Below are 17,835 nucleotides of genomic sequence, written 5' to 3'. Positions count from 1 at the left end.
GACGTGGTGATGCCCTATGTCCACGAGCGCGAGCAGTTCGGCCGCCCGATCGGCGAGTTCCAGCTGATGCAGGCCAAGATCGCCGACATGTATGCGGCCCTGAACTCGTCGCGCTCCTACGTCTATGCGGTGGCGGCGGCCTGCGACCGCGGCCAGACCACCCGCCAGGACGCCGCCGCCTGCCTCTACTACGCCTCGCGCGAGGCGACCCAGGTGGCGCTGGAGGCCATACAGGCGCTCGGCGGGAACGGCTACACGACCGACTACCCCGCCGAACGCCTGCTGCGCGACGCCAAGCTCTACGAGATCGGCGCGGGCACGCAGGAAATCCGGCGCATGCTGATCGGGCGGGAGCTGTATGGGGCGACGGGGTGATGATCGGCGTGGGCGATCCCGGCTTGCGCCGCTCAGGAAGTCTTGACGGTGGTGTCCGTGCGCGCCTGCTCGCGCCGCGCAGCCTCGTCCAGCGCATCGGCGATCCATTGGTTGACCGATTTCGCCCGCGACCCAGCCGCATCCACCACGGCCTTGTGAAGTTCCGGCGTGATCCGGAGCGATATCGCGCCCGACAGGGGCCGGTCGGGCGCCGTGCCGCGTTCCTCATGGAAGGCGAGATAGTCGTCCACGCTGTCGCGGAACGCCGCGACCAACTCGTCCGCCGTCCGCGCCTCGAAGGTCACGATGTCCCGCACGCCGACGACCCGGCCATGAAAGACCCGGTCCTCCTCGTCGAACTCGACCGTTCCGGTGTAGCCCTTGTAGGGTTTCAAGGCCGTATCCCGCACTGTTCCAGAAAGGCGCGCACCTCGCGCACCAGATATCGCTTCGTCTCCGGGCTCGGATGCGGGCGATGCGCGAACAGCGTGACGCCCTCGCGCGTGAAGCGGACCCGCGAGCCCCTCCCTTCGCTGCGCTCGCAGCCGGCGGCCATCAGCAACGCCTCGATGTCATCCCATTTGAGGCCGCTCGGAACAGGCTCGCTGAAGATCGCTGCGAGCGTGCGGCGGTGTTTGCCGTTCATACCCGACTTTCGTCCTTCTGTTGTCCACGCTGCGCCTCCTTTGGGTAAGGAATGTCAGTCCGCTGGGATGGTCGGGATCGAACTTCGGAAACGATATCAGAATATGATATCTCCCCTCCGGTGTCAATCATGACCCGCCTCGCCTCCGCCCTCACCCCCCGCTCCCCCGACTACGCCGAGAACCGCGCCGCCCAGCTCGCCGCCCTCGCCGAGATCGAACGCGCCGCCGCATGGGCGCTCGCCGGCGGCGGCCCCGAGGCGCAGGCCCGCCACGCCGCGCGCGGCAAGCTCCCCCCGCGCGAGCGCGTCGCCCGCCTGCTCGACCCCGGTTCGCCCTTCCTCGAAGTGGGCCTCTTCGCCGCCCACGGCCTCTACGAGAATGAGGCGCCCGCCGCGGGCGTCATCGCCGGCGTGGGCCGCGTCGAGGGGCGCGAGGTGATGGTCGTCGCCAACGACGCCACCGTGAAGGGCGGCGCCTACTACCCCCTCACCGTCAAAAAGCACCTGCGCGCGCAGGAGATCGCCGCGCAGAACCGCCTGCCTTGCGTCTATCTGGTGGACAGCGGCGGCGCGAACCTGCCGCATCAGGACGAAGTCTTCCCCGACCGCGACCATTTCGGCCGCATCTTCTTCAATCAGGCGCGGATGAGCGCCGAGGGCATCGCGCAGATCGCCGTCGTCATGGGCTCCTGCACGGCGGGCGGCGCCTATGTCCCCGCCATGTCCGACGAGACGATCATCGTGCGCGATCAGGGCACGATCTTCCTCGCCGGCCCCCCGCTGGTGAAGGCCGCCACCGGCGAGATCGTCACCGCCGAAGACCTCGGCGGCGGCGACGTGCACACCCGCCTCTCCGGCGTCGCCGACCATCTCGCGCGGGACGACGCGCATGCGCTCGCGCTCGCCCGCCGCGCCGTCGCAGCCCTCGGCCCGGCGACCAAGGCGCAGGTCAACACGCTGCCCGAGGAGCCCCCCGCCTACGACCCCGACGAGCTGCTGGGCGTCGTCCCCGCCGACCTGCGCAAGCCCTGCGACGCCCGCGAAGTCCTCGCCCGCCTGCTCGACGGCTCCCGCTTCGACGAGTTCAAGCGCCGCTACGGCGAGACGCTGGTCACCGGCTTCGGCCACATCCGCGGCCTGCCGGTGGGCGTGCTCGCCAACAACGGCGTGCTCTATTCCGAAAGCGCGCTGAAGGGCGCGCAGTTCGTCCAGCTCTGCTGCGCGCGCACCATACCGCTGCTGTTTCTCCAGAACATCTCCGGCTTCATGGTTGGCCGCAAATACGAGGCCGGCGGCATCGCCAAGGACGGCGCGAAGCTGGTCACCGCCGTGGCCTGCGCCGAAGTCCCCAAGATCACCGTCATCCTCGGCGGCTCCTTCGGCGCCGGCAATTACGGCATGTGCGGCCGCGCCTATTCGCCGAGGTTCCTCTGGACATGGCCGGCCTCGCGCATCTCGGTGATGGGCGGCGCGCAGGCGGCCTCGGTGCTGGCGACCGTCCGCCGCGACGGCATCGAGCGCAAGGGCGGAACATGGTCCGCCGAAGAGGAGGCCGCCTTCCGCGCCCCCATCGCCTCGCAATTCGAGGCGCAGGGGCATCCCCTCCACGCCTCCGCCCGGCTCTGGGACGACGGGATCCTCGACCCCCGCAAAACCCGCGACGCCATCGCCCTGTCGCTGTCGGCGGCGCTCAACGCCCCCATTCCGCCGACGCGCTTCGGCCTGTTCCGGATGTGAGGGCGGGGATGCGCGCCGTTCCCCCCTTGGCCCGTGCGACCAGCACGGGCCGCGCCCTCCCTCCCCCCAGGGAGGGCGCATTGCGACGCTGCGACACGTTCGACCGTTCGAGGTGTTGGCGCCATAAAGCACACGCGTTCAACCGTTGCGAAGCGCCCTCCCGAGGTCGGGCGCGCCCCTTCGCGTCGACCTCGACCGGCGCAACGCCGCCCTCACCCGGCATCCTCCAGCCGCCCCCATTCCTCCCAGCCGATCTCCCGCCCCGGAAACGCGATCCGCGCCAGCCCCAGCCCCGCCAGCATCGCCCGGAACGCCGCCCCCAGCCGCGCGTCGAGGCCCGCCGCCAGTTCGCTCTCCCGCGCCCACCAGAACGCCATCGCGTCGAACCCCGCCTTGTCGGAGGGGTAGAGATAGGCGCAGCCCAGCACGCGCGCCTCGTCCGGCGAGACCACCGTCCAGGCGAAGGAGTGGCCGAGCGTGAACTCCCGCTCGTGCCAGCCCAGATCGACGCGGTTCTCGTGCAGCGTCAGCCCGTCCGGCCAGTCCGAGTCCGGGTCCATGAAGCCGCGCAGCCGCGCCGCGCTCTCCGTCACCGCATCGAAATCCTTCTCGGCGTCCGACAGGCGCAGCACGCGCAGCCGGAAGCCCTCGGCTTCGACCTGTTCGGGGGCGGAGGCGGGCGGCGTCAGAAGCGGGCGTCGATACATGCGCGGGTCCTTCCGAAGGGAGGCGCCGCCGAGGCTGCGACGCGCCCGCCCGCCCGTCAACGCCCGCGGAACGCCGATGTCCGGCCCGCCGCAGGGGTCCGACGCATGTCCGACAGATGTCCGACGCATGTCAGACAAAAGTCCGACGGATGTCCGACGCAAATCATACGCCGCAACCGGGGGACGCCACGATGATCGCCCGCCTGCTGATCGCCAATCGCGGCGAGATCGCCGTGCGGATCGCCCGCACCTGCCGCCGCCTCGGCGTGTCGCCCGTCGCCGTCTTCTCCGAGGCCGACGCGGCGTCCGCCCATGTCGCCGCCTGCGACGCCGCCCATCTCATAGGCCCCGCCCCCGCCGCCGAAAGCTACCTCCGCATCGACGCGCTGCTCGCCGCAGCCCGCGCGGCGTGCGCCGACGCAGTCCACCCCGGCTACGGATTTCTCAGCGAAAACGCGGACTTCGCCGAAGCCGTGATCGCCGCCGGCCTGATCTGGGTCGGCCCGCCGCCGTCGGCGATCCGGGCGATGGGCCTCAAGGACGCCGCCAAGGCGCGGATGCAGGCGGCGGGCGTGCCGGTCGTCCCCGGCTATCACGGGGCCGAGCAGGACCCCCGCTTCCTCGCCGGCGCGGCGGAGGAGATCGGCTATCCGGTCCTCATCAAGGCCCGCGCGGGCGGCGGCGGCAAGGGCATGCGCCGCGTCGACCGCCCCGAAGACTTCGCCGAGGCGCTCGCCTCCGCCCAGTCCGAAGCCCGCGCCGCCTTCGGCGATCCCGCTGTTCTGATTGAGAAATTCGTCGGTCGCCCGCGCCATCTCGAAGTCCAGATCTTCGCCGACTTCCATGGCGGCTGCGTCCATCTCGGCGAGCGCGACTGCTCTCTCCAGCGCCGCCACCAGAAGGTGATCGAGGAAGCCCCGGCCCCAGGCGTCGACGAGACTCTGCGCGCCGAGATCGGCGCCGCGGCGGTCCGCGCCGCCCGCGCCGTCGGCTATGTCGGCGCCGGAACCGTCGAATTCATCGCCGACGCGACCGACGGTCTTCGCCCGGATCGGATCTATTTCATGGAGATGAACACCCGTCTTCAAGTCGAACATCCCGTCACGGAAGCGATCTACGGCGTCGATCTGGTGGAATGGCAGCTCCGAATTGCGGAAGGATCGCGCCTGCCCCGGTCGCAGGACCAGCTTGTTCAAAATGGTTGGGCTGTCGAGGCGCGTCTTTACGCCGAAGACCCCGCGACCGGCTTCCTCCCCTCTACGGGCCGCCTCGCCCATCTGCGCCTGCCTGACGGCGTCCGCGTCGATGCGGGCGTCCGCTCCGGCGACGCCGTCAGCCCGCATTACGACCCGATGATCGCCAAGCTGATCGCCCACGCCCCCGACCGCGCGTCGGCCCTCGCCAAACTCCGCGCCGCTCTCGCCGAAACCGAAGTCGCAGGCGTCGCGACCAACGCCGGCTTCCTCGCCCGCCTTCTCGCCCATCCCGATGTGATCGCAGGGGAATTCGACACCGGCCTGATCGCGCGCGCGGGCTCCGCGCTGGCCGACGCGCCCCCGCCGACCGCCGACGCCTGGGCGCTGGCGGCGCTGGACCGCCTCGGCCTGACCGCCCCCGCCGCCGACCCAGACCCCTGGTCCGCGCGCGACGGCTGGCGGCTCTGGGGCGAGGCGTCGGCTGTCGCGACGCTCGCCCATGGCGGCGCCGAAGCCTCCGTGCGCCTGACCCGCGACGCCGCCGACTGGCGCGCCGAAACCCCCGCAGGCGCCGCCCGATTGTCCGCGAAGCCCGAGGGCGACGCGCTGCGCATCGTCTCGGGCGCCGGCGCCCGCCGCGCGTGCGCAGTCCGCATCCCTCTGGGCGCCGTGATCTTTCTCGACGGAGAGGGCCACCGCTTCGGCCATCCCCAGCCTGAGGCGGCGGAGGAGGCGGGCCCTGGCGGCGACGCCCTGCGCGCGCCGATGCCCGGCCTCGTCAAGGCCGTTCATGTCAGCCCGGGCGAGGCGGTCGCCGCCGGCGCCCGCCTCGTCACGCTCGAGGCGATGAAGATGGAGCACGCCCTGCGCAGCCCGCGCGACGGGGTCGTCGCCGAGATCGCCGCCCAGCCCGGCGATCAGGTCGAGGAGGGCGCGCTGCTCGCCGCCCTCGCGCCCGAGGCCTGAGCGCCTCGACGCCGCCGGCCCGCCCGCTATGATCGGGCGGGCGCGAACCGGGAGGCCGCCGCCATGACTTACGAGACGATCCTCTACGATCTGGCCGGCGCGGTCGCCCGGATCGCCCTGAACCGTCCCGAAAAGCGCAACAGCCTCAACAGCCTGATGCGCCGCGAGCTGCGCCATGCGCTGGAGCGCGCAAGCGCCGAGGCGCGCGTCGCGGTGCTGACCGGGGCGGGGGCGGGCTTTTGCGCGGGGCAGGATCTGGGGGATGCGGCGAGCCTCGCCGACATCGACCTCGAAGGCGTGCTGCGCGACGAGTACGAGCCCTTGCTGCGCGCCATCGCCGACGCGCCGATCCCGGTGATCGCGGCGGTCAACGGGGCTGCGGCGGGCGCGGGCGCCAATCTGGCGCTGGCGGCGGATGTGGTGATCGCGGCCCGCTCGGCGGTGTTCGTCGAGGCCTTCGCGCGGATCGGTCTGATCCCCGACGCGGGCGGCACCTGGCTTCTCCCCCGCCTCGTCGGCCTGCCGCGCGCGATGGGGATGTGCCTCTTCGCCGAGCCGATCCCGGCGGGCCGCGCGGCGGAATGGGGGCTGATCTGGGAAGTCGTGGAGGACGACCAGCTCGACGGCCGCGCCACTGATCTCGCCGCCCGCCTCGCCCGCGGACCCGCCGCCGCCTACGCCCGCACCAAGAAGGCCCTGCGCGCGGGGCTGTCGAACGACCTCGAGGCGCAGCTCGCGCTGGAGGCGCATCTGCAGGGCGAGGCCGGGCGCACGCGCGATTTCCTCGAAGGCGTGACCGCGTTTCTCGAGAAGCGCGAGGCGCGGTTCGAAGGGCGATGAGCGTTTTCGCAGAGCGCATCCGCCGCGCCCCGCGCGCCCACGACGCGCAGTCGGGGCGCGCGGCGGCGGCGGCGCTCGCGGCCTCCGGTCCGCTCGCCGATCTTCTGGCGGGGGCGGGCGGCTCCAGCCCCTATCTCGCGCGGCTGATCGCGCGCGAGGGCGAGTGGCTGGCGGCGGCGCTCGCCCGCTCGCCGGAGGATGCGCTGGCCGATCTTCTGGCGGACCTCGCGCCGGCGGACATGCGCGAGACGTCCGAGACCTTGCGCCGCGCCAAGCGCCGCGCCGCGGTCCTGATCGCGCTGGCCGATCTCGGCGGCGTCTGGGACCTCGACGCCGCCACCGCCGCGCTCTCCGACCTCGCCGACCGGGCGCTCGCCGTCGCCGCCGAGGCCGCGCTCGCCGCCGAGACGTCGGGGCCGCTCAAGGGCATGAGCGCGGCGGAGGCGGGCTTCGTCGCGCTCGCCATGGGCAAGCTCGGCGCGCGCGAGCTGAACTATTCCTCCGACATCGATCTGATCTGCCTGTTCGACGAAAGCCGCTGGCCCGAGGACGACTATCACGAGGTCAAGGCCCGGTTCATCCAGATGGTGCGCCGGATCGTGAAGCTGCTGTCGGAGATCACCGCCGAGGGCTACGTCTTCCGCACCGATCTGCGCCTGCGCCCCAATCCCGGCGCCACGCCCGTCTGCATCGCCATGGAGGCGGCCGAGACCTATTACGAGAGCGTCGGGCGCACCTGGGAGCGGTCGGCCTTCATCAAGGCGCGGGCTGCGGCGGGCGATATCGCGGCGGGGCGGCGGTTTCTCGACGCGCTGACGCCCTTCGTCTGGCGGCGCCATCTCGACTTCGCCGCCATCGAGGACGCGCACGACATGCGGCTCAAGATCCGCGCGCACAAGGGCGTGGGCGAGCGGCTGGAGATCGCCGGGCACGACATTAAGCTCGGGCTCGGCGGCATCCGCGAGATCGAGTTCTTCGCCCAGACCCAGCAACTCGTGCGCGGCGGACGCGACCCGTCCCTGCGCGATCCCACCACGCGCGGCGCGCTGCGGGCGCTCGCGGCGGCGGGGGTGATCGACGAGGGCGCGCGCGCCGAGCTCGACGCGGCGCTCGTCGCCCATCGCGAGCTCGAGCACCGCTTGCAGATGGTCGAGGACGCCCAGACCCAGGCGATCCCGGTCTCGGCGGAGGGGCGCGAGCGGGTGGCGGCGCTGGGCGGCTGGCCCGACCGCGCGGCCTTCGAGGCGGAGGCGACGGCGCGCTGCCTGCGGGTGCGCGCGCTGTGCGACAGCTTCTTCGCCGGCGACAAGGCGTCCGACCGCTCCGACGCGCCGGAGACCCCGGAGGAGTTCGCCGCGCTCGGCTTCCAGCGCCCCGAGGCGGCGGCGGCGCTGGTCGAGACATGGATGGCCGGGCGGATCGCGGCGACGCGGGGCGAGCGGGCGCGCCGGCGCTTCCGGGCGCTGGCCCCCGCGCTGATGCGCCAGCTCGCCGGGGCCGCGAACCCCGACGAGGCGATCGCGGAGTTCGACCGGTTCCTCTCGGGTCTGCCGGCGGGGGTGCAACTCTTCGCGCTGTGCGAGGCCAATCCGCATCTGATGGATCTGATCGCCGAAATCTGCGCCGCCGCGCCGCGTCTGGCGGGCTATCTGGGCCGCCATTCCGGCGTGCTCGACGCCGTGCTCGACCGCAGCTTCTTCGAGCCGCTGCCGGGCTCGGAGGCGCTGCGCCGCCATCTCGCCGGCGCGCTCGACGAGGCGGGCGATTACGAGGCGGCGCTCGATGCGGCGCGGCGCTGGGCCAAGGAGCGGACGTTCCGCGCCGGCGTGCAGGTGCTGCGCGGCGTGGCCGACGCGGCGGAGGCGGGTCGGGCCTTCTCGGCGGTGGCCGAGGCGAGCCTCGCCGCGCTGTTCCCCGTCGTCGTCGCCGAATTCGCGCGCCGGCACGGGCCGCCGCCGGGCCGGGGCGCGGCGGTGGTCGCGATGGGCAAGCTCGGCGGGCGGGAGATGACCGCGACCTCCGATCTCGACCTGATCGTGATCTGCGACCCGCAGGAGGTCGAGGAGTCCGAGGGGCCGAAGAAGCTTCCGGCCACGCTGTATTACGCCCGCCTCACTCAGGCGGTGATCGCCGCTGTCGCCGCGCCCACCTCGCAGGGGCCTCTGTACGAAGTGGACATGCGGCTGCGGCCGTCGGGGCGGAAGGGGCCGGTGGCGACCAAGCTCGCCACCTTCGCGCGCTACCAGCGCGAGGAGGCGTGGACATGGGAGCACATGGCGCTGACGCGGGCGCGCTGCGTCGCCGGCGCGCCGGCGGTGCGCGCCGACGTCGAGGCCGAGATCGCCGCCGTGCTGCGCGCGCCCCGCGACGCGGAGAAGACGCTTGCGGACGTGCGCGAGATGCGCGCGCGCGTCGCCGAGGCCCGCAAGGCCGAGCGGGGGCGGGTCTGGTCGCTCAAGCACGCCGAGGGCGGGCTGATGGACGTGGAGTTCGCGGTGCAGGCCGGCCAGCTCGTCGCCGGGATCGGCGGCTTGCTGCGTCCGGGCGAGGCGGCGGCGGCGCTGGTCGAGGCCGGATGGCTCGACGCCGGCGCGGCGGAGGCGCTTCGCGACGCGCATGCGCTCATGGCGTCGCTTCAGCAGGTCGAACGGGTGGCGCTCGACCGGCCCTTCGACCCCGAGACCGCAGGCGTGGGGCTGCGCGCGGCGATGGCGCGGGCCGGCGGGGCGGAGACCTTCGCCGATGTCGAGGACCGGCTGGCCGCGGCGCAGGCGGCGGCGGCGCGCGCGGTGACCGCCGCGCTCGGCGGGTAGGGTGAGCCCCCCGATCGTCTCGCACCCCGATTATGTGGCGCCGCTGAAGGCGGGCCACGCCTTCCCGATGTCGAAATACGGCTATTTGCGCGAGGCCCTGCAGCGGCGCGGACTGCTTGCGCCCGGCGGATTTCTGGCGCCGGCCCCAGCTGCGCCCGGCGTGCTGACGCTCGCCCATGACGCCGACTATGTGGACAGGGTCCTGTCGCTCGGCCTGCGCCCGGAGGAGCTCCGCCGCATCGGTCTGCCGGGGACCGAGCAGGTGGCCCGCCGCGCCCGGCTCGCTGCTGCGGGGACGCTGCTTGCGGGCCGCCTCGCGCTCGAGCACGGGATCGCCTGCAACGGGGCGGGCGGGGCGCATCACGCCGACCGGGCGGGCGGCGCCGGTTTTTGCGTGTTCAACGACGTGGCGGTGGCGGCGTCGGCGCTGCTGGCGGAAGGGCGGGTGGGGCGCGTTCTGGTCATCGACGCGGACGTGCATCAGGGCGACGGCACGGCGCGCATCTTCGCCGGCGATTCGCGCGTCTTCACCTTCTCGATCCATGCGGCGAAGAATTTTCCAGCGCGCAAGGCCCTCTCCGATCTCGACGTCGCGTTGCCAGACGGAACGGGCGACGCGGCCTATCTCGCCGCCTTCGACGCAGGGCTGTCGGCGGCCTTCGCCGCCATCGCGCCCGATCTCGTCTTCTACAACGCCGGCGTGGACCCGCATGCCGCGGACCGTCTGGGCCGGCTCGCTCTCAGCGACGCCGGCCTGCGCGCGCGCGACCGGATGGCGTTGGAGGCGGCCCGGGCGCGCGGTCTGCCTGTCGCGGCGGCCCTCGGCGGCGGCTATGGCGACGACCCGCAGGCCATCGCCGAGCGCCATGCGATCCTGTTCGAGGAGGCGGCGAGGCTGGCCGCCTGAGCCGGGCTACTGGACGACGAACTCGGCGTGCAGCGCTCCCGCCGCCTTGATCGACTTGAGAATGTCGATCATGTCGCGCGGATTGACGCCGAGCGCGTTGAGCCCCTCCACGAGCTCGGCCAGCGAAACGCCTCCCTCGACCACGGCGAGCTGCGTGCCCTCCTCTTCGATGATCTCCGCGTCGGTGCGCGGCACGATCACAGTGTCGCCCGTGCGGCTGAAGGGGTTGGGCTGGGAAACCAGCGGCGTCTCGCGCACCCGCAGGGTGAGGTTCCCCTGGCTGACCGCGATCCGGCTGATCCGCACGTCGTCGCCGAGCACGATGGTGCCCGAGCGATGATCCACCACCACGCGGGCCTTCTGGGCCGGCGCCACGGGGAGATTCTCGATCCGGCTGATCGCTGCGGCGGGCGAGACGTTCCCCAGCGCCGCGAGGTCGAAGCGGACGGTTCCCGAGTCGAGCATCCGAGCCGCGTTGGGGCCGAAGCGGTCGATGATGGCGCTTTCGATGCGGGCCGCGGTGGTGAAGTCGGGCTCGCGCAGCGCCAGCCGGATGCGCGGCATCTGCTCGAAGTCGAAGGCGACTTCGCGCTCGACGCGCGCGCCGCCGGGGATCGAGCCCGACGTCGGCACGCCCTGGGTGGTGGTCGCGGCCTCGCCCCGCGCGCGCACGCCGCCCGCGATGACCGAACCTTGGGCCACGGCGTAGATCTCGCCATCCGCTGCGTTCAGCGGGGTCATGATCAGCGTTCCGCCGAGCAGGGAACCCGCGTCGCCGATGGTCGAGACGGTGACGTCGATTCGCGCGCCGGCGCGCGCGAAAGGCGGCAGGGTCGCCGTCACGAGAACCGCGGCGACGTTGCGCGGCTGGAATTGCTCGCCGGAGACGTTGACGCCGAGCCGCTCCAGCAGGTTCTGCAGCGCCTCCTCGGTGAAGGGCGAATTGCGCAGCCCGTCGCCCGAGCCGTCGAGGCCCACCACGAGGCCGTAACCCACAAGGTCGTTGCCGCGCACGCCTTCGAAATCCACCAGATCCTTGATCCGGGCGGTCGCGAACCCGTCCGGGGTCGCCTCGATGGGTGGGCCGAGGGCTGCGCGGCGCGGATCGGCCGGGCTCTCGTCCGACATCGCGCCGAAGGCGATCAGCAGGGCGGCGGCCCCGGCGGCGAGGGCGGCGGCGGTGCGGAAGAGGCGTCTCATGGTCCCCTCATCGAAGAAAGTTGACGAGAGAGAGCTGAGCGCTCCTCGCGGTCATCGCGTAGATCGACTGGAGCTGGGTCTCGAGCTGCGCGACTTCGGTCGCCGCGTCGTAGGGGTCGCGGGCGACGATCTTGGCGCGCGCCTGCTCGAGCGCGCTGCGCTCTGCGGCGTCGGCGGCCTGCGCCTTCTCGATGGCGGATTCGGAGACGCCGAGCCTGCCGCGCATGTCGGCGAGTCTCGAGACTGCGCCGATCAACGCTTCGCCGGAATCGCGATAGAGGTTCTGCTTCTCGGCTTCGGGCAATTCGAGATCGCCTGCGGCCACGACCGTGGCCAGATTGCGGATCAGCGCGATGATGGGCTCCGCGTCGGCCTTGACGGCGTAGTCGATCCGCACGCCGTCTCGCAACTCGACAGGCGCGGATTTCGACCCTGCGCCTTCGCCGTTGATCATGTCGGCCCAGTCGGTTCCCGCGAAGAAATCGTCGATCGCCGACTGGACCCCGTCTGCGTCCGTCGGCGCCTCATTTGCGACGGCGGTCTGGATGGCGTCGATCAAGGCGTCGGCGAAAGGTTGGCCCATCTGATCGGGAAAGGGCGGCTTGTCGACATCCCCCCCGGAGAACAGAAAGCGCCCGCCGAAGCTCGTATTGAGCGCCGAGATCGTCTGGCGCAACGCCGCATCGGCTTCGCCGATGACGATGTCGAGGCTCCCGCTGCGGATCGTCTCGACCGTATTCATCAGATCGACTCCGATGGTGTCGACCGCCTCGGCGACTGCGCCGAGCGCGTTCTGGGCGGCGCCTGCGCGCCCTCCCGCGAGTGCGAGCAACGGCTGCCGCGTGTCGATGCGCGAGATCGAGCGCTCGATGGCGTCGAGCTTCGTCGTGTCGCCGCCCGAGGCCGCGAAGCGGTCGGATTTCTCGCCGGTCGCAAGCTCCAGCGAGGCGCGGTCGAAGGCCTGTCGGGCCGCCTGCTGCGACTTGCCCATCCGCAGATGCGACAGGAGGTCGGGAACGCCGACGGGGCTGCTCATGGGCTCAGATCTCCAGAATGACGCGCATCATCTCGTCCACGGTGCTGAGGACGCGCGCGTTGGCGGCGTAGGCCTTCTCGATGGCCAGCAGTTCGCGCAGCTCCGCGTCGGTGTCGACGGCGGAAGCCTCCAACTCGTTCTCGCGCAGCGCCTCGGACAGTCCGATCCGATAGGCGGCCTCCGTCTCGGCGCCGCGCGCCATGCTCTGGCGCGAGGCCGAGAAGGCGGTGGCCATTTCGCGTGCGCCGGAATTTGCGGGAAGGTTGTCGGTGATCGCCTGGAGCCAGTCGGTCCGGTCCGCCGGGTTCCTGAAGGCGTCGAGAAGGCCAAGCGCGACAGTCGCGTCGCCCGATGCGGGCGCGTCGGCTGCATAGAGCCCTTTCTGAAGGACGCCCGGATCGGCGGCGACGATCTCGTTCACACGCAGGTCGAAGGCCAGTCCCTCCGTCTTCGCGTTCTCCAGAGGCGGTTCCTTGACCAACGGGTCGAACGCCGCGCCGGCGTTCGTGAAGAGTCCCGGCGCGCCGGCGGTGTTGGTGGGGTCCGCGGCCTCGCCTTGGAAGCGGACGATCAGATCGGCGGCCATTGCATTGAGTTGCTTGAGAAACTTCGGCGCCGTCTCGTCGCGCATCCTGAACGCCGCCTCAAGCGACCCGCCGCGCAGCGCGGCCGACCCGCCCGAGGGCGAAAGGTCCGGACCTTCCGGCTGTCCATCCGCGCCCATGGCCCTGACGGCCCCGAGGCCGCCCGGATAGGTCGTGCTCTCGTCGAAGCTCGGCGTCGGCGTGAAGCTGAGCGGCCATGCCTTGTGGCCGACCAGCAGCGTCCCGCTCGCGCTGCGCAGCTCCACGCCGCCGTCATGGGTCGGTTTGGCCCGGATCGGCACGATGCCGTTGACCACTTCGATCAGGCGGTCGCGCTCGTCTTCCAGCCCGGTGACGTCGCGGCCCGCGGAGGCGGCGCCCTGGATCTCCTTGTTGAGGCGTTCGATCTTGGAGAGCGCGTCGTTGACCGTGTCGACCTGGCGCGCGATGTCGGTGTCGGCGGCGACGCGCAGCCGGCGCGCGTCGGTGCTGATGACGTTCATGCTGCGCGCGAGCATGCTGGCGGCCTCCGCCGCGCTGCGCTGGACGGTTGCGGATTCGGGCGTGTCGGCGAGCGCCGTCAGCGCCTTCTCCAGATCGGCGTACCGCGCGACGAGGCCTTCCTCGACGCCCTCGATCCCGAGCAGGTCGGCGAGCGCGCGCATCGACCCCGCCGCGCCCTGCTGCAGCGCGGTCTCGCCCGAGGCGACGCGGCGGCTCATGGTCAGCATCGGGTCGCCCGCCCGGGTGACCGCGGAGATCTTCACCCCGCCGCCCTGGTCGCCGTACACCTGATGCACGAGCGTCGCCTGGCGGGCGTGATAGCCGTCCACCGAGGCGTTGGACAGGTTGCGCGACACGAGTTCCGCCGCGCGGCTTTGCGCCGCGAGGCCGGAGAACGCATTCCCGATCGCTCTGTTGATGCTCATGGCCTAGCCACTCCCGGCGGGGCGGATGCCCGCCCGCGCCTTATCGCTTGAGGTTGGTCGTCTCCTGCAGCATTTCATCCACGGTCTGGATGATCTTGGCGTTCGAGGAATAGGCGCGCTGGGTCTTGATCAGCTGCGTCAATTCCTCGGCGAGGTCGGTGGTCGATTCTTCGAGCGCACTGCTCACCAGCCGGCCCGTCGGGCCGTCGCCCGCATCGTAGTAGTAGACGCTCCCGCTCTCGCGCGAGAGGGTGAAGACCTGCCCGTCGAGCGCGTTGAGCCCGTTGGGGTTCTGCACGTTGCCGATCGGGATCTTGTAGATCGACTTGCGGAAGCCCGATCCGAAGATCGCATCCATGATCCCGGCTTCGCTGATCTCCAGCCCAACGATTTCCGATACGGGCGAGCCGTCCTTGGTGATGTTGGAGGGCTGGCTCTCGGCCTTGAACTGCGACAGGTCGCCCTGCATGCCGAGCTCGCCGAGCCGGATCCGCCGCTCAAGCCCGTCGGAGAGCTTCACCGCGATCTCGCCGTCCTCCGGATGCCAAACGCCTCCGTTGGCCCCGAGTATCCCTGTTGCGAGCGCGTTGATCTGCGTCAGCGTGGTGTCGGTGTCGTTCGGCGCCATGAACAGAGGCGGGTCGTCGTCCGAGAAGCTCAGAGCGCCACCGCCGCCGTCATAGACTTTCAGGCCGGTCAGCGATGCGTCGGACGTCGCTGCGCCTGAGCCATCGTCGAAAGCCTCAACGCCAGTGTCCGTCTCTGTAACTGGCGGAACCAGCAGGACGTCATAGAATAACGGGATGGGCGGCGTCGTGGCGGTGTCGCTCGTCGTGAACCCGCCTTCGCCGTCGCTGTAAAGCCGAAGACCGGTCGCAGCGTCATCTGTCGGAGCGCCCCCGGAGTAGTAGGCGACCGGATTGATCTGCGTGGTCGTCCTGAGATCGGGGTCAGTCGGATCTATGTAGAGCAGGGCGCCGGAGACCGGATCGGTCTCGGGGGCGCCGCTCGCGATCACCGATTCCAGATACCCGGCCTGCAGCGGGCCGCCGGGCGCGTCGATGGGCAGGGTTTCGCTTGCGAAGCGCAAGGAAAAGAAGCCGACCGGGGCTGCGCTGCCTGGCAGATAGACGCCCATGGTCCAGTTGTTCGCGACTGCGTTGTCGGGGGTGAATCGGATATCCAGTTTCTCCGCGCCTCCGAGCACGTCGAAGTACTCGACGGAGATCGGGAAGGGCTTGGGCGCAGGGGTCGCGCGCTGCCCTGTCAAGCGCGCGTCGAGATTGGCGCCGAGCGTGATTTGCTTCGTCGGTTCCGCGGCCAGCGCGACGTCGCTGATGTTGATCGGCGAAAGGTCCGTCGCGCTTTCGCGCGCCACGCCGTCGGGGAACGCGCCGTCCACCGCCTTCCAGCCCATCAGCGCGTAACCCGAGGTCGTGCGCATGACGCCGTTCTCGTCCGGTCGGAACGATCCGGTGCGGGTCAGCATCTGCGGCAGGGTCGCGTCGCCGCGCTTGATCGCGGTGATGTCGGTGACCGGCAGGAAGCCGCGGCCCGAGATCGCGAGGTCCATCACGTTGCGCGTGGACAGCAGCGCGCCCTGCTCCTCGACGTCGCGCACGGTCGCTGCGCGCACGCCGCCGGCGTCGTAGCTGGTGGGGCGTTCCGTCAGCACGAGTGATGAAAACTCCATCATCGAGCGCTTGTAGCCCTTCGTTTCGCTGTTCGCGATGTTGTCCGAGATCGTCGAGAGCTTGCTGGAGTTGACGTTCAGCCCCATGACCCCGGCGTTCATCGCCGACGAGATACCCATACCCTGACCCTTTCTGGATGCGCTGCCTTCGCTCGAATCATCGCGGCGCGCGCTTAACGGGCGGCTAAAGGCGCAATTGTCGGCGTCTCGTCACCGTCCGGCGCGGCGCAGCAGGGTGATCGCGATCCGGCGGTTGGCGGGGTCGAGCGGGTCTTCGACCATGGGCTCGGTCGCCGCCCGGCCCGAGACTTCCGCGATCCGGCCCGGATCGAGCCCGGAGCCGATCAGGAGCCGTCGCGCCGCGTCGGCGCGGTCGGAGGAGAGCCGCCAGTTGCCGTCGTCGCCGCCCACGTCGAAGGGCGTCGCGTCGGTGTGGCCCGCGACGGCGACCGGGTTCGTGGCGAGCCCCGCCACGCTCGCCACCACGTCCACCAACGCGATCAGCATCGGGGTCGGGCGCGAGGAGCCGCGCTCGAACAGCGGCGCGCCGCTGCGGTCGAAGATGTCGATCACCAGACCGTCCGGGGTCTGGCGCGTGCGGACATGGGCGAGCATCGCATCCGCGGCGGCGCTTTCGCCGCCGAGCGACTGGAGGACCTTCTCGACTTCGCGGAAGGCCCGCGCCTCGGCCTCCGCCTCCGCAGCCGCCGCCGCCCGCGCGGTCGGATCGACTTCGGCGACCGAGCCTTTGGGGTCGTCCTCGAGCGCCCCCTCGCCCGAGGCCGTTCCGTCGGAGTTCGCCTTCACGCCGCCGCCGCTTTCGGCGAGCTTGCGCGTGGCGGTCATCGAGTCGCCGTGGAAGATGTCGCGCCCGCCGCCCGACATCCGCGCGATCGGCACGCGGCTGTCGAAATAGTCGGCCAGACCCTTCTTCTGATCCTCCGTGGTGGCGTTGAGCAGCCACATCAGCAGGAAGAAGGCCATCATCGCCGTCACGAAATCGGCGTAGGCGACTTTCCACGCGCCGCCGTGATGGCCGCCGCCGCCCACGACCTTCTTGCGCTTGATGATCAGCGGGCGCTTCTTGTTGGAGGGGTCTTCGGCCATGGCTCCTGCTCCCGGCCCTTGCACCGCCGTCGCGGCGCGATGCTGGCCGGGCGCGGTTACCAAACCGTTCGCCGATCGCGGTTAAGGCTTTCGCAAGCGCGCCGCGCGCAGGGTGTCCGACGGTTTCAGAGGGCGCCCAAATGCCTGCCAATGCGATCCTCAGGCGCAAGATCGAGCAGTCGCGCGTCTCGGTCTCGTCCTATCCCAAGCTCAACGTGCTGGCCGCGAGCCATGCGCGCGAGACCGCCGCGCGCGTGCGCTCGCTGTTCAACACCATGGCCGACGTCAAGACCGAGGCGAGCGCGGTGATCCGCTGCGGGCGCTATCTGCGCGGCCTGCCGACGCCGTCGGTGCTCGGCGTCCTCGACGTGGACGGGGTGCCGAACTCCGCCGCCTTCCACATGGACGCCGAGCTGGTGAGCCATGTGGTGGACCTGTCGCTCGGCGGCGATCCGGCGATCGACAGCGCCTATCCCGACCGGATGCCGACCCAGATCGATCTGGCGATGTGCGGGCGCTTCGCCGACGCGGTGCTCGCGGCCTTCGACAAGTCGGTCCGCACGGTCTGCCGCAACAAGACGCTCGGCGAGATGCACTGCTCGCGCTTCGAGACGACGCCGCAGATGGCCAACATCGCCCCCGAACGCTCGGAAGTGCTGATCATCAACCAGCGCGTCGAACTCGGCGAGAGCACGCGGAACGGATTCTTCGAACTGGTGTTGCCGCTCTCGGTGATCGACCCGATCAAGTCCGATCTGATGCAGCATTTCGGCTCGCCCTCGGCGCTGAACTCCGGCCTGTGGGAGGCGCATCTGCGGCGCAGCCTGATGCGGGCCGACTTCCCCCTCGACGCCGTCATCGAGAGCCAGCGCGTGCCGCTTTCGGCGCTGACCGACATGAAGATCGGCGACATCCTCAAGCTCGGGCGCAACGCGATGGACGATGTGGAGCTGGTGGTCGCGACCAAGGACGGGCGGGCGCGGCTCGCGCCCTGCCGGCTCGGGGTCAAGGGCGCGTTCAAGGCGGTCAAGCTGCTGGAGGAGCCGAGCCCGATGCTCATCGCGTCGCTGCGCGTCGAGCGTTGACGCCAAGGGCCGCG

At 71.2% G+C, this 17,835-nt stretch carries 15 protein-coding genes; 7 read left to right on the top strand and 8 right to left on the bottom strand.

The window, feature by feature from the left end; all coding sequences use genetic code 11:
* The coding region (locus V7Q31_RS07205; RefSeq protein WP_333833016.1) for an acyl-CoA dehydrogenase family protein at window positions 1–375 on the top strand (375 nt) is incomplete at its 5' end.
* Window positions 376–407: 32 nt separating this feature from the next.
* Here the strand turns inward: V7Q31_RS07205 and V7Q31_RS07200 are convergent.
* Window positions 408–770 (bottom strand): type II toxin-antitoxin system HicB family antitoxin, encoded by a 363-nt coding sequence (locus V7Q31_RS07200; protein ID WP_333833015.1) that lies wholly within the window; start codon window positions 768–770, stop codon window positions 408–410.
* Window positions 767–1,021: a type II toxin-antitoxin system HicA family toxin gene (locus V7Q31_RS07195; protein ID WP_333833014.1), complete on the bottom strand. Its 255-nt coding sequence runs from the start codon at window positions 1,019–1,021 to the stop codon at window positions 767–769. Before V7Q31_RS07195 ends, V7Q31_RS07200 begins: the two co-directional genes overlap by 4 nt.
* Window positions 1,022–1,150: 129 nt before the next feature.
* Between V7Q31_RS07195 and V7Q31_RS07190 the strand changes: the two genes are divergently transcribed.
* Window positions 1,151–2,758, top strand: coding sequence for a carboxyl transferase domain-containing protein (locus V7Q31_RS07190; protein ID WP_333833013.1), 1,608 nt, complete (start codon window positions 1,151–1,153; stop codon window positions 2,756–2,758).
* 212 nt (window positions 2,759–2,970) lie between these two features.
* On the opposite strand, the gene V7Q31_RS07185 is transcribed toward V7Q31_RS07190, so the two are convergent.
* Window positions 2,971–3,465 (bottom strand): hypothetical protein, encoded by a 495-nt coding sequence (locus V7Q31_RS07185; RefSeq protein WP_333833012.1) that lies wholly within the window; start codon window positions 3,463–3,465, stop codon window positions 2,971–2,973.
* 191 nt (window positions 3,466–3,656) lie between these two features.
* Here V7Q31_RS07185 and V7Q31_RS07180 point away from each other — a divergent pair, with 191 nt between their 5' ends.
* The 4 genes from V7Q31_RS07180 to V7Q31_RS07165 all read left to right on the top strand — a co-directional run bounded on the left by V7Q31_RS07180 (window position 3,657) and on the right by V7Q31_RS07165 (window position 10,187).
* Window positions 3,657–5,627 carry an acetyl/propionyl/methylcrotonyl-CoA carboxylase subunit alpha gene (locus tag V7Q31_RS07180; RefSeq protein ID WP_333833011.1) on the top strand — a complete coding sequence of 657 codons (1,971 nt, stop codon included), beginning with the start codon at window positions 3,657–3,659 and terminating at the stop codon, window positions 5,625–5,627.
* 63 nt (window positions 5,628–5,690) lie between these two features.
* The gene (locus V7Q31_RS07175; RefSeq protein ID WP_333833010.1) at window positions 5,691–6,467 is read left to right on the top strand and encodes an enoyl-CoA hydratase-related protein; all 777 of its coding nucleotides are present in this window, start codon (window positions 5,691–5,693) and stop codon (window positions 6,465–6,467) included.
* The gene (locus tag V7Q31_RS07170) at window positions 6,464–9,280 is read left to right on the top strand and encodes a bifunctional [glutamine synthetase] adenylyltransferase/[glutamine synthetase]-adenylyl-L-tyrosine phosphorylase (protein ID WP_333833009.1); all 2,817 of its coding nucleotides are present in this window, start codon (window positions 6,464–6,466) and stop codon (window positions 9,278–9,280) included. Before V7Q31_RS07175 ends, V7Q31_RS07170 begins: the two co-directional genes overlap by 4 nt.
* Window position 9,281: 1 nt before the next feature.
* Window positions 9,282–10,187: a histone deacetylase family protein gene (locus V7Q31_RS07165; protein WP_333833008.1), complete on the top strand. Its 906-nt coding sequence runs from the start codon at window positions 9,282–9,284 to the stop codon at window positions 10,185–10,187.
* 6 nt (window positions 10,188–10,193) lie between these two features.
* Here V7Q31_RS07165 and V7Q31_RS07160 read toward each other — a convergent pair whose 3' ends face one another.
* The 5 genes from V7Q31_RS07160 to V7Q31_RS07140 form a co-directional block, all read right to left on the bottom strand.
* Window positions 10,194–11,387, bottom strand: coding sequence for a flagellar basal body P-ring protein FlgI (locus V7Q31_RS07160; protein WP_333833007.1), 1,194 nt, complete (start codon window positions 11,385–11,387; stop codon window positions 10,194–10,196).
* 7 nt (window positions 11,388–11,394) lie between these two features.
* On the bottom strand, window positions 11,395–12,423 hold the full coding sequence (locus tag V7Q31_RS07155) for a flagellin (RefSeq protein WP_333833006.1): 1,029 nt from the start codon (window positions 12,421–12,423) through the stop codon (window positions 11,395–11,397).
* 4 nt (window positions 12,424–12,427) lie between these two features.
* Window positions 12,428–13,936 (bottom strand): flagellar hook-associated protein FlgK, encoded by a 1,509-nt coding sequence (gene flgK / locus V7Q31_RS07150; RefSeq protein WP_333833005.1) that lies wholly within the window; start codon window positions 13,934–13,936, stop codon window positions 12,428–12,430.
* Window positions 13,937–13,976: 40 nt separating this feature from the next.
* Complete coding sequence (locus tag V7Q31_RS07145) at window positions 13,977–15,731, bottom strand: flagellar hook protein FlgE (protein ID WP_333833004.1); 1,755 nt, start codon at window positions 15,729–15,731, stop codon at window positions 13,977–13,979.
* 108 nt (window positions 15,732–15,839) lie between these two features.
* Entirely contained in the window at window positions 15,840–16,736 is an 897-nt protein-coding gene (locus V7Q31_RS07140) for a flagellar motor protein MotB (protein ID WP_333833003.1), read from the bottom strand.
* Between the two features lie 140 nt (window positions 16,737–16,876).
* Between V7Q31_RS07140 and V7Q31_RS07135 the strand changes: the two genes are divergently transcribed.
* A complete protein-coding gene (locus V7Q31_RS07135; RefSeq protein WP_333833002.1) occupies window positions 16,877–17,821 on the top strand; it encodes a flagellar motor switch protein FliM in 945 nt (314 codons plus the stop codon).
* Window positions 17,822–17,835: the final 14 nt, after the last annotated feature.

The sequence above is a fragment of the Rubrimonas sp. genome, from assembly GCF_036788415.1.
In the GTDB taxonomy this organism is placed as follows: domain Bacteria; phylum Pseudomonadota; class Alphaproteobacteria; order Rhodobacterales; family Rhodobacteraceae; genus Rubrimonas.
The sequence above is the reverse complement of the archived record's forward strand: the minus strand, read 5'-3'. Positions and strand labels throughout refer to the sequence as shown.

Excerpts from the sequence above, each read along its gene's own strand:
- V7Q31_RS07190 (WP_333833013.1), top strand. The coding sequence starts at position 1,151 with ATGACCCGCCTCGCCTCCGCCCTCACCCCCCGCTCCCCCGACTACGCC.
- V7Q31_RS07175 (WP_333833010.1), top strand. The coding sequence starts at position 5,691 with ATGACTTACGAGACGATCCTCTACGATCTGGCCGGCGCGGTCGCCCGG.
- V7Q31_RS07145 (WP_333833004.1), bottom strand. The coding sequence starts at position 15,731 with ATGAACGCCGGGGTCATGGGGCTGAACGTCAACTCCAGCAAGCTCTCG.
- V7Q31_RS07180 (WP_333833011.1), top strand. The coding sequence starts at position 3,657 with ATGATCGCCCGCCTGCTGATCGCCAATCGCGGCGAGATCGCCGTGCGG.
- V7Q31_RS07170 (WP_333833009.1), top strand. The coding sequence starts at position 6,464 with ATGAGCGTTTTCGCAGAGCGCATCCGCCGCGCCCCGCGCGCCCACGAC.
- V7Q31_RS07140 (WP_333833003.1), bottom strand. The coding sequence starts at position 16,736 with ATGGCCGAAGACCCCTCCAACAAGAAGCGCCCGCTGATCATCAAGCGC.
- V7Q31_RS07155 (WP_333833006.1), bottom strand. The coding sequence starts at position 12,423 with ATGAGCAGCCCCGTCGGCGTTCCCGACCTCCTGTCGCATCTGCGGATG.
- V7Q31_RS07185 (WP_333833012.1), bottom strand. The coding sequence starts at position 3,465 with ATGTATCGACGCCCGCTTCTGACGCCGCCCGCCTCCGCCCCCGAACAG.
- V7Q31_RS07195 (WP_333833014.1), bottom strand. The coding sequence starts at position 1,021 with ATGAACGGCAAACACCGCCGCACGCTCGCAGCGATCTTCAGCGAGCCT.
- V7Q31_RS07135 (WP_333833002.1), top strand. The coding sequence starts at position 16,877 with ATGCCTGCCAATGCGATCCTCAGGCGCAAGATCGAGCAGTCGCGCGTC.
- V7Q31_RS07160 (WP_333833007.1), bottom strand. The coding sequence starts at position 11,387 with ATGAGACGCCTCTTCCGCACCGCCGCCGCCCTCGCCGCCGGGGCCGCC.
- flgK (WP_333833005.1), bottom strand. The coding sequence starts at position 13,936 with ATGAGCATCAACAGAGCGATCGGGAATGCGTTCTCCGGCCTCGCGGCG.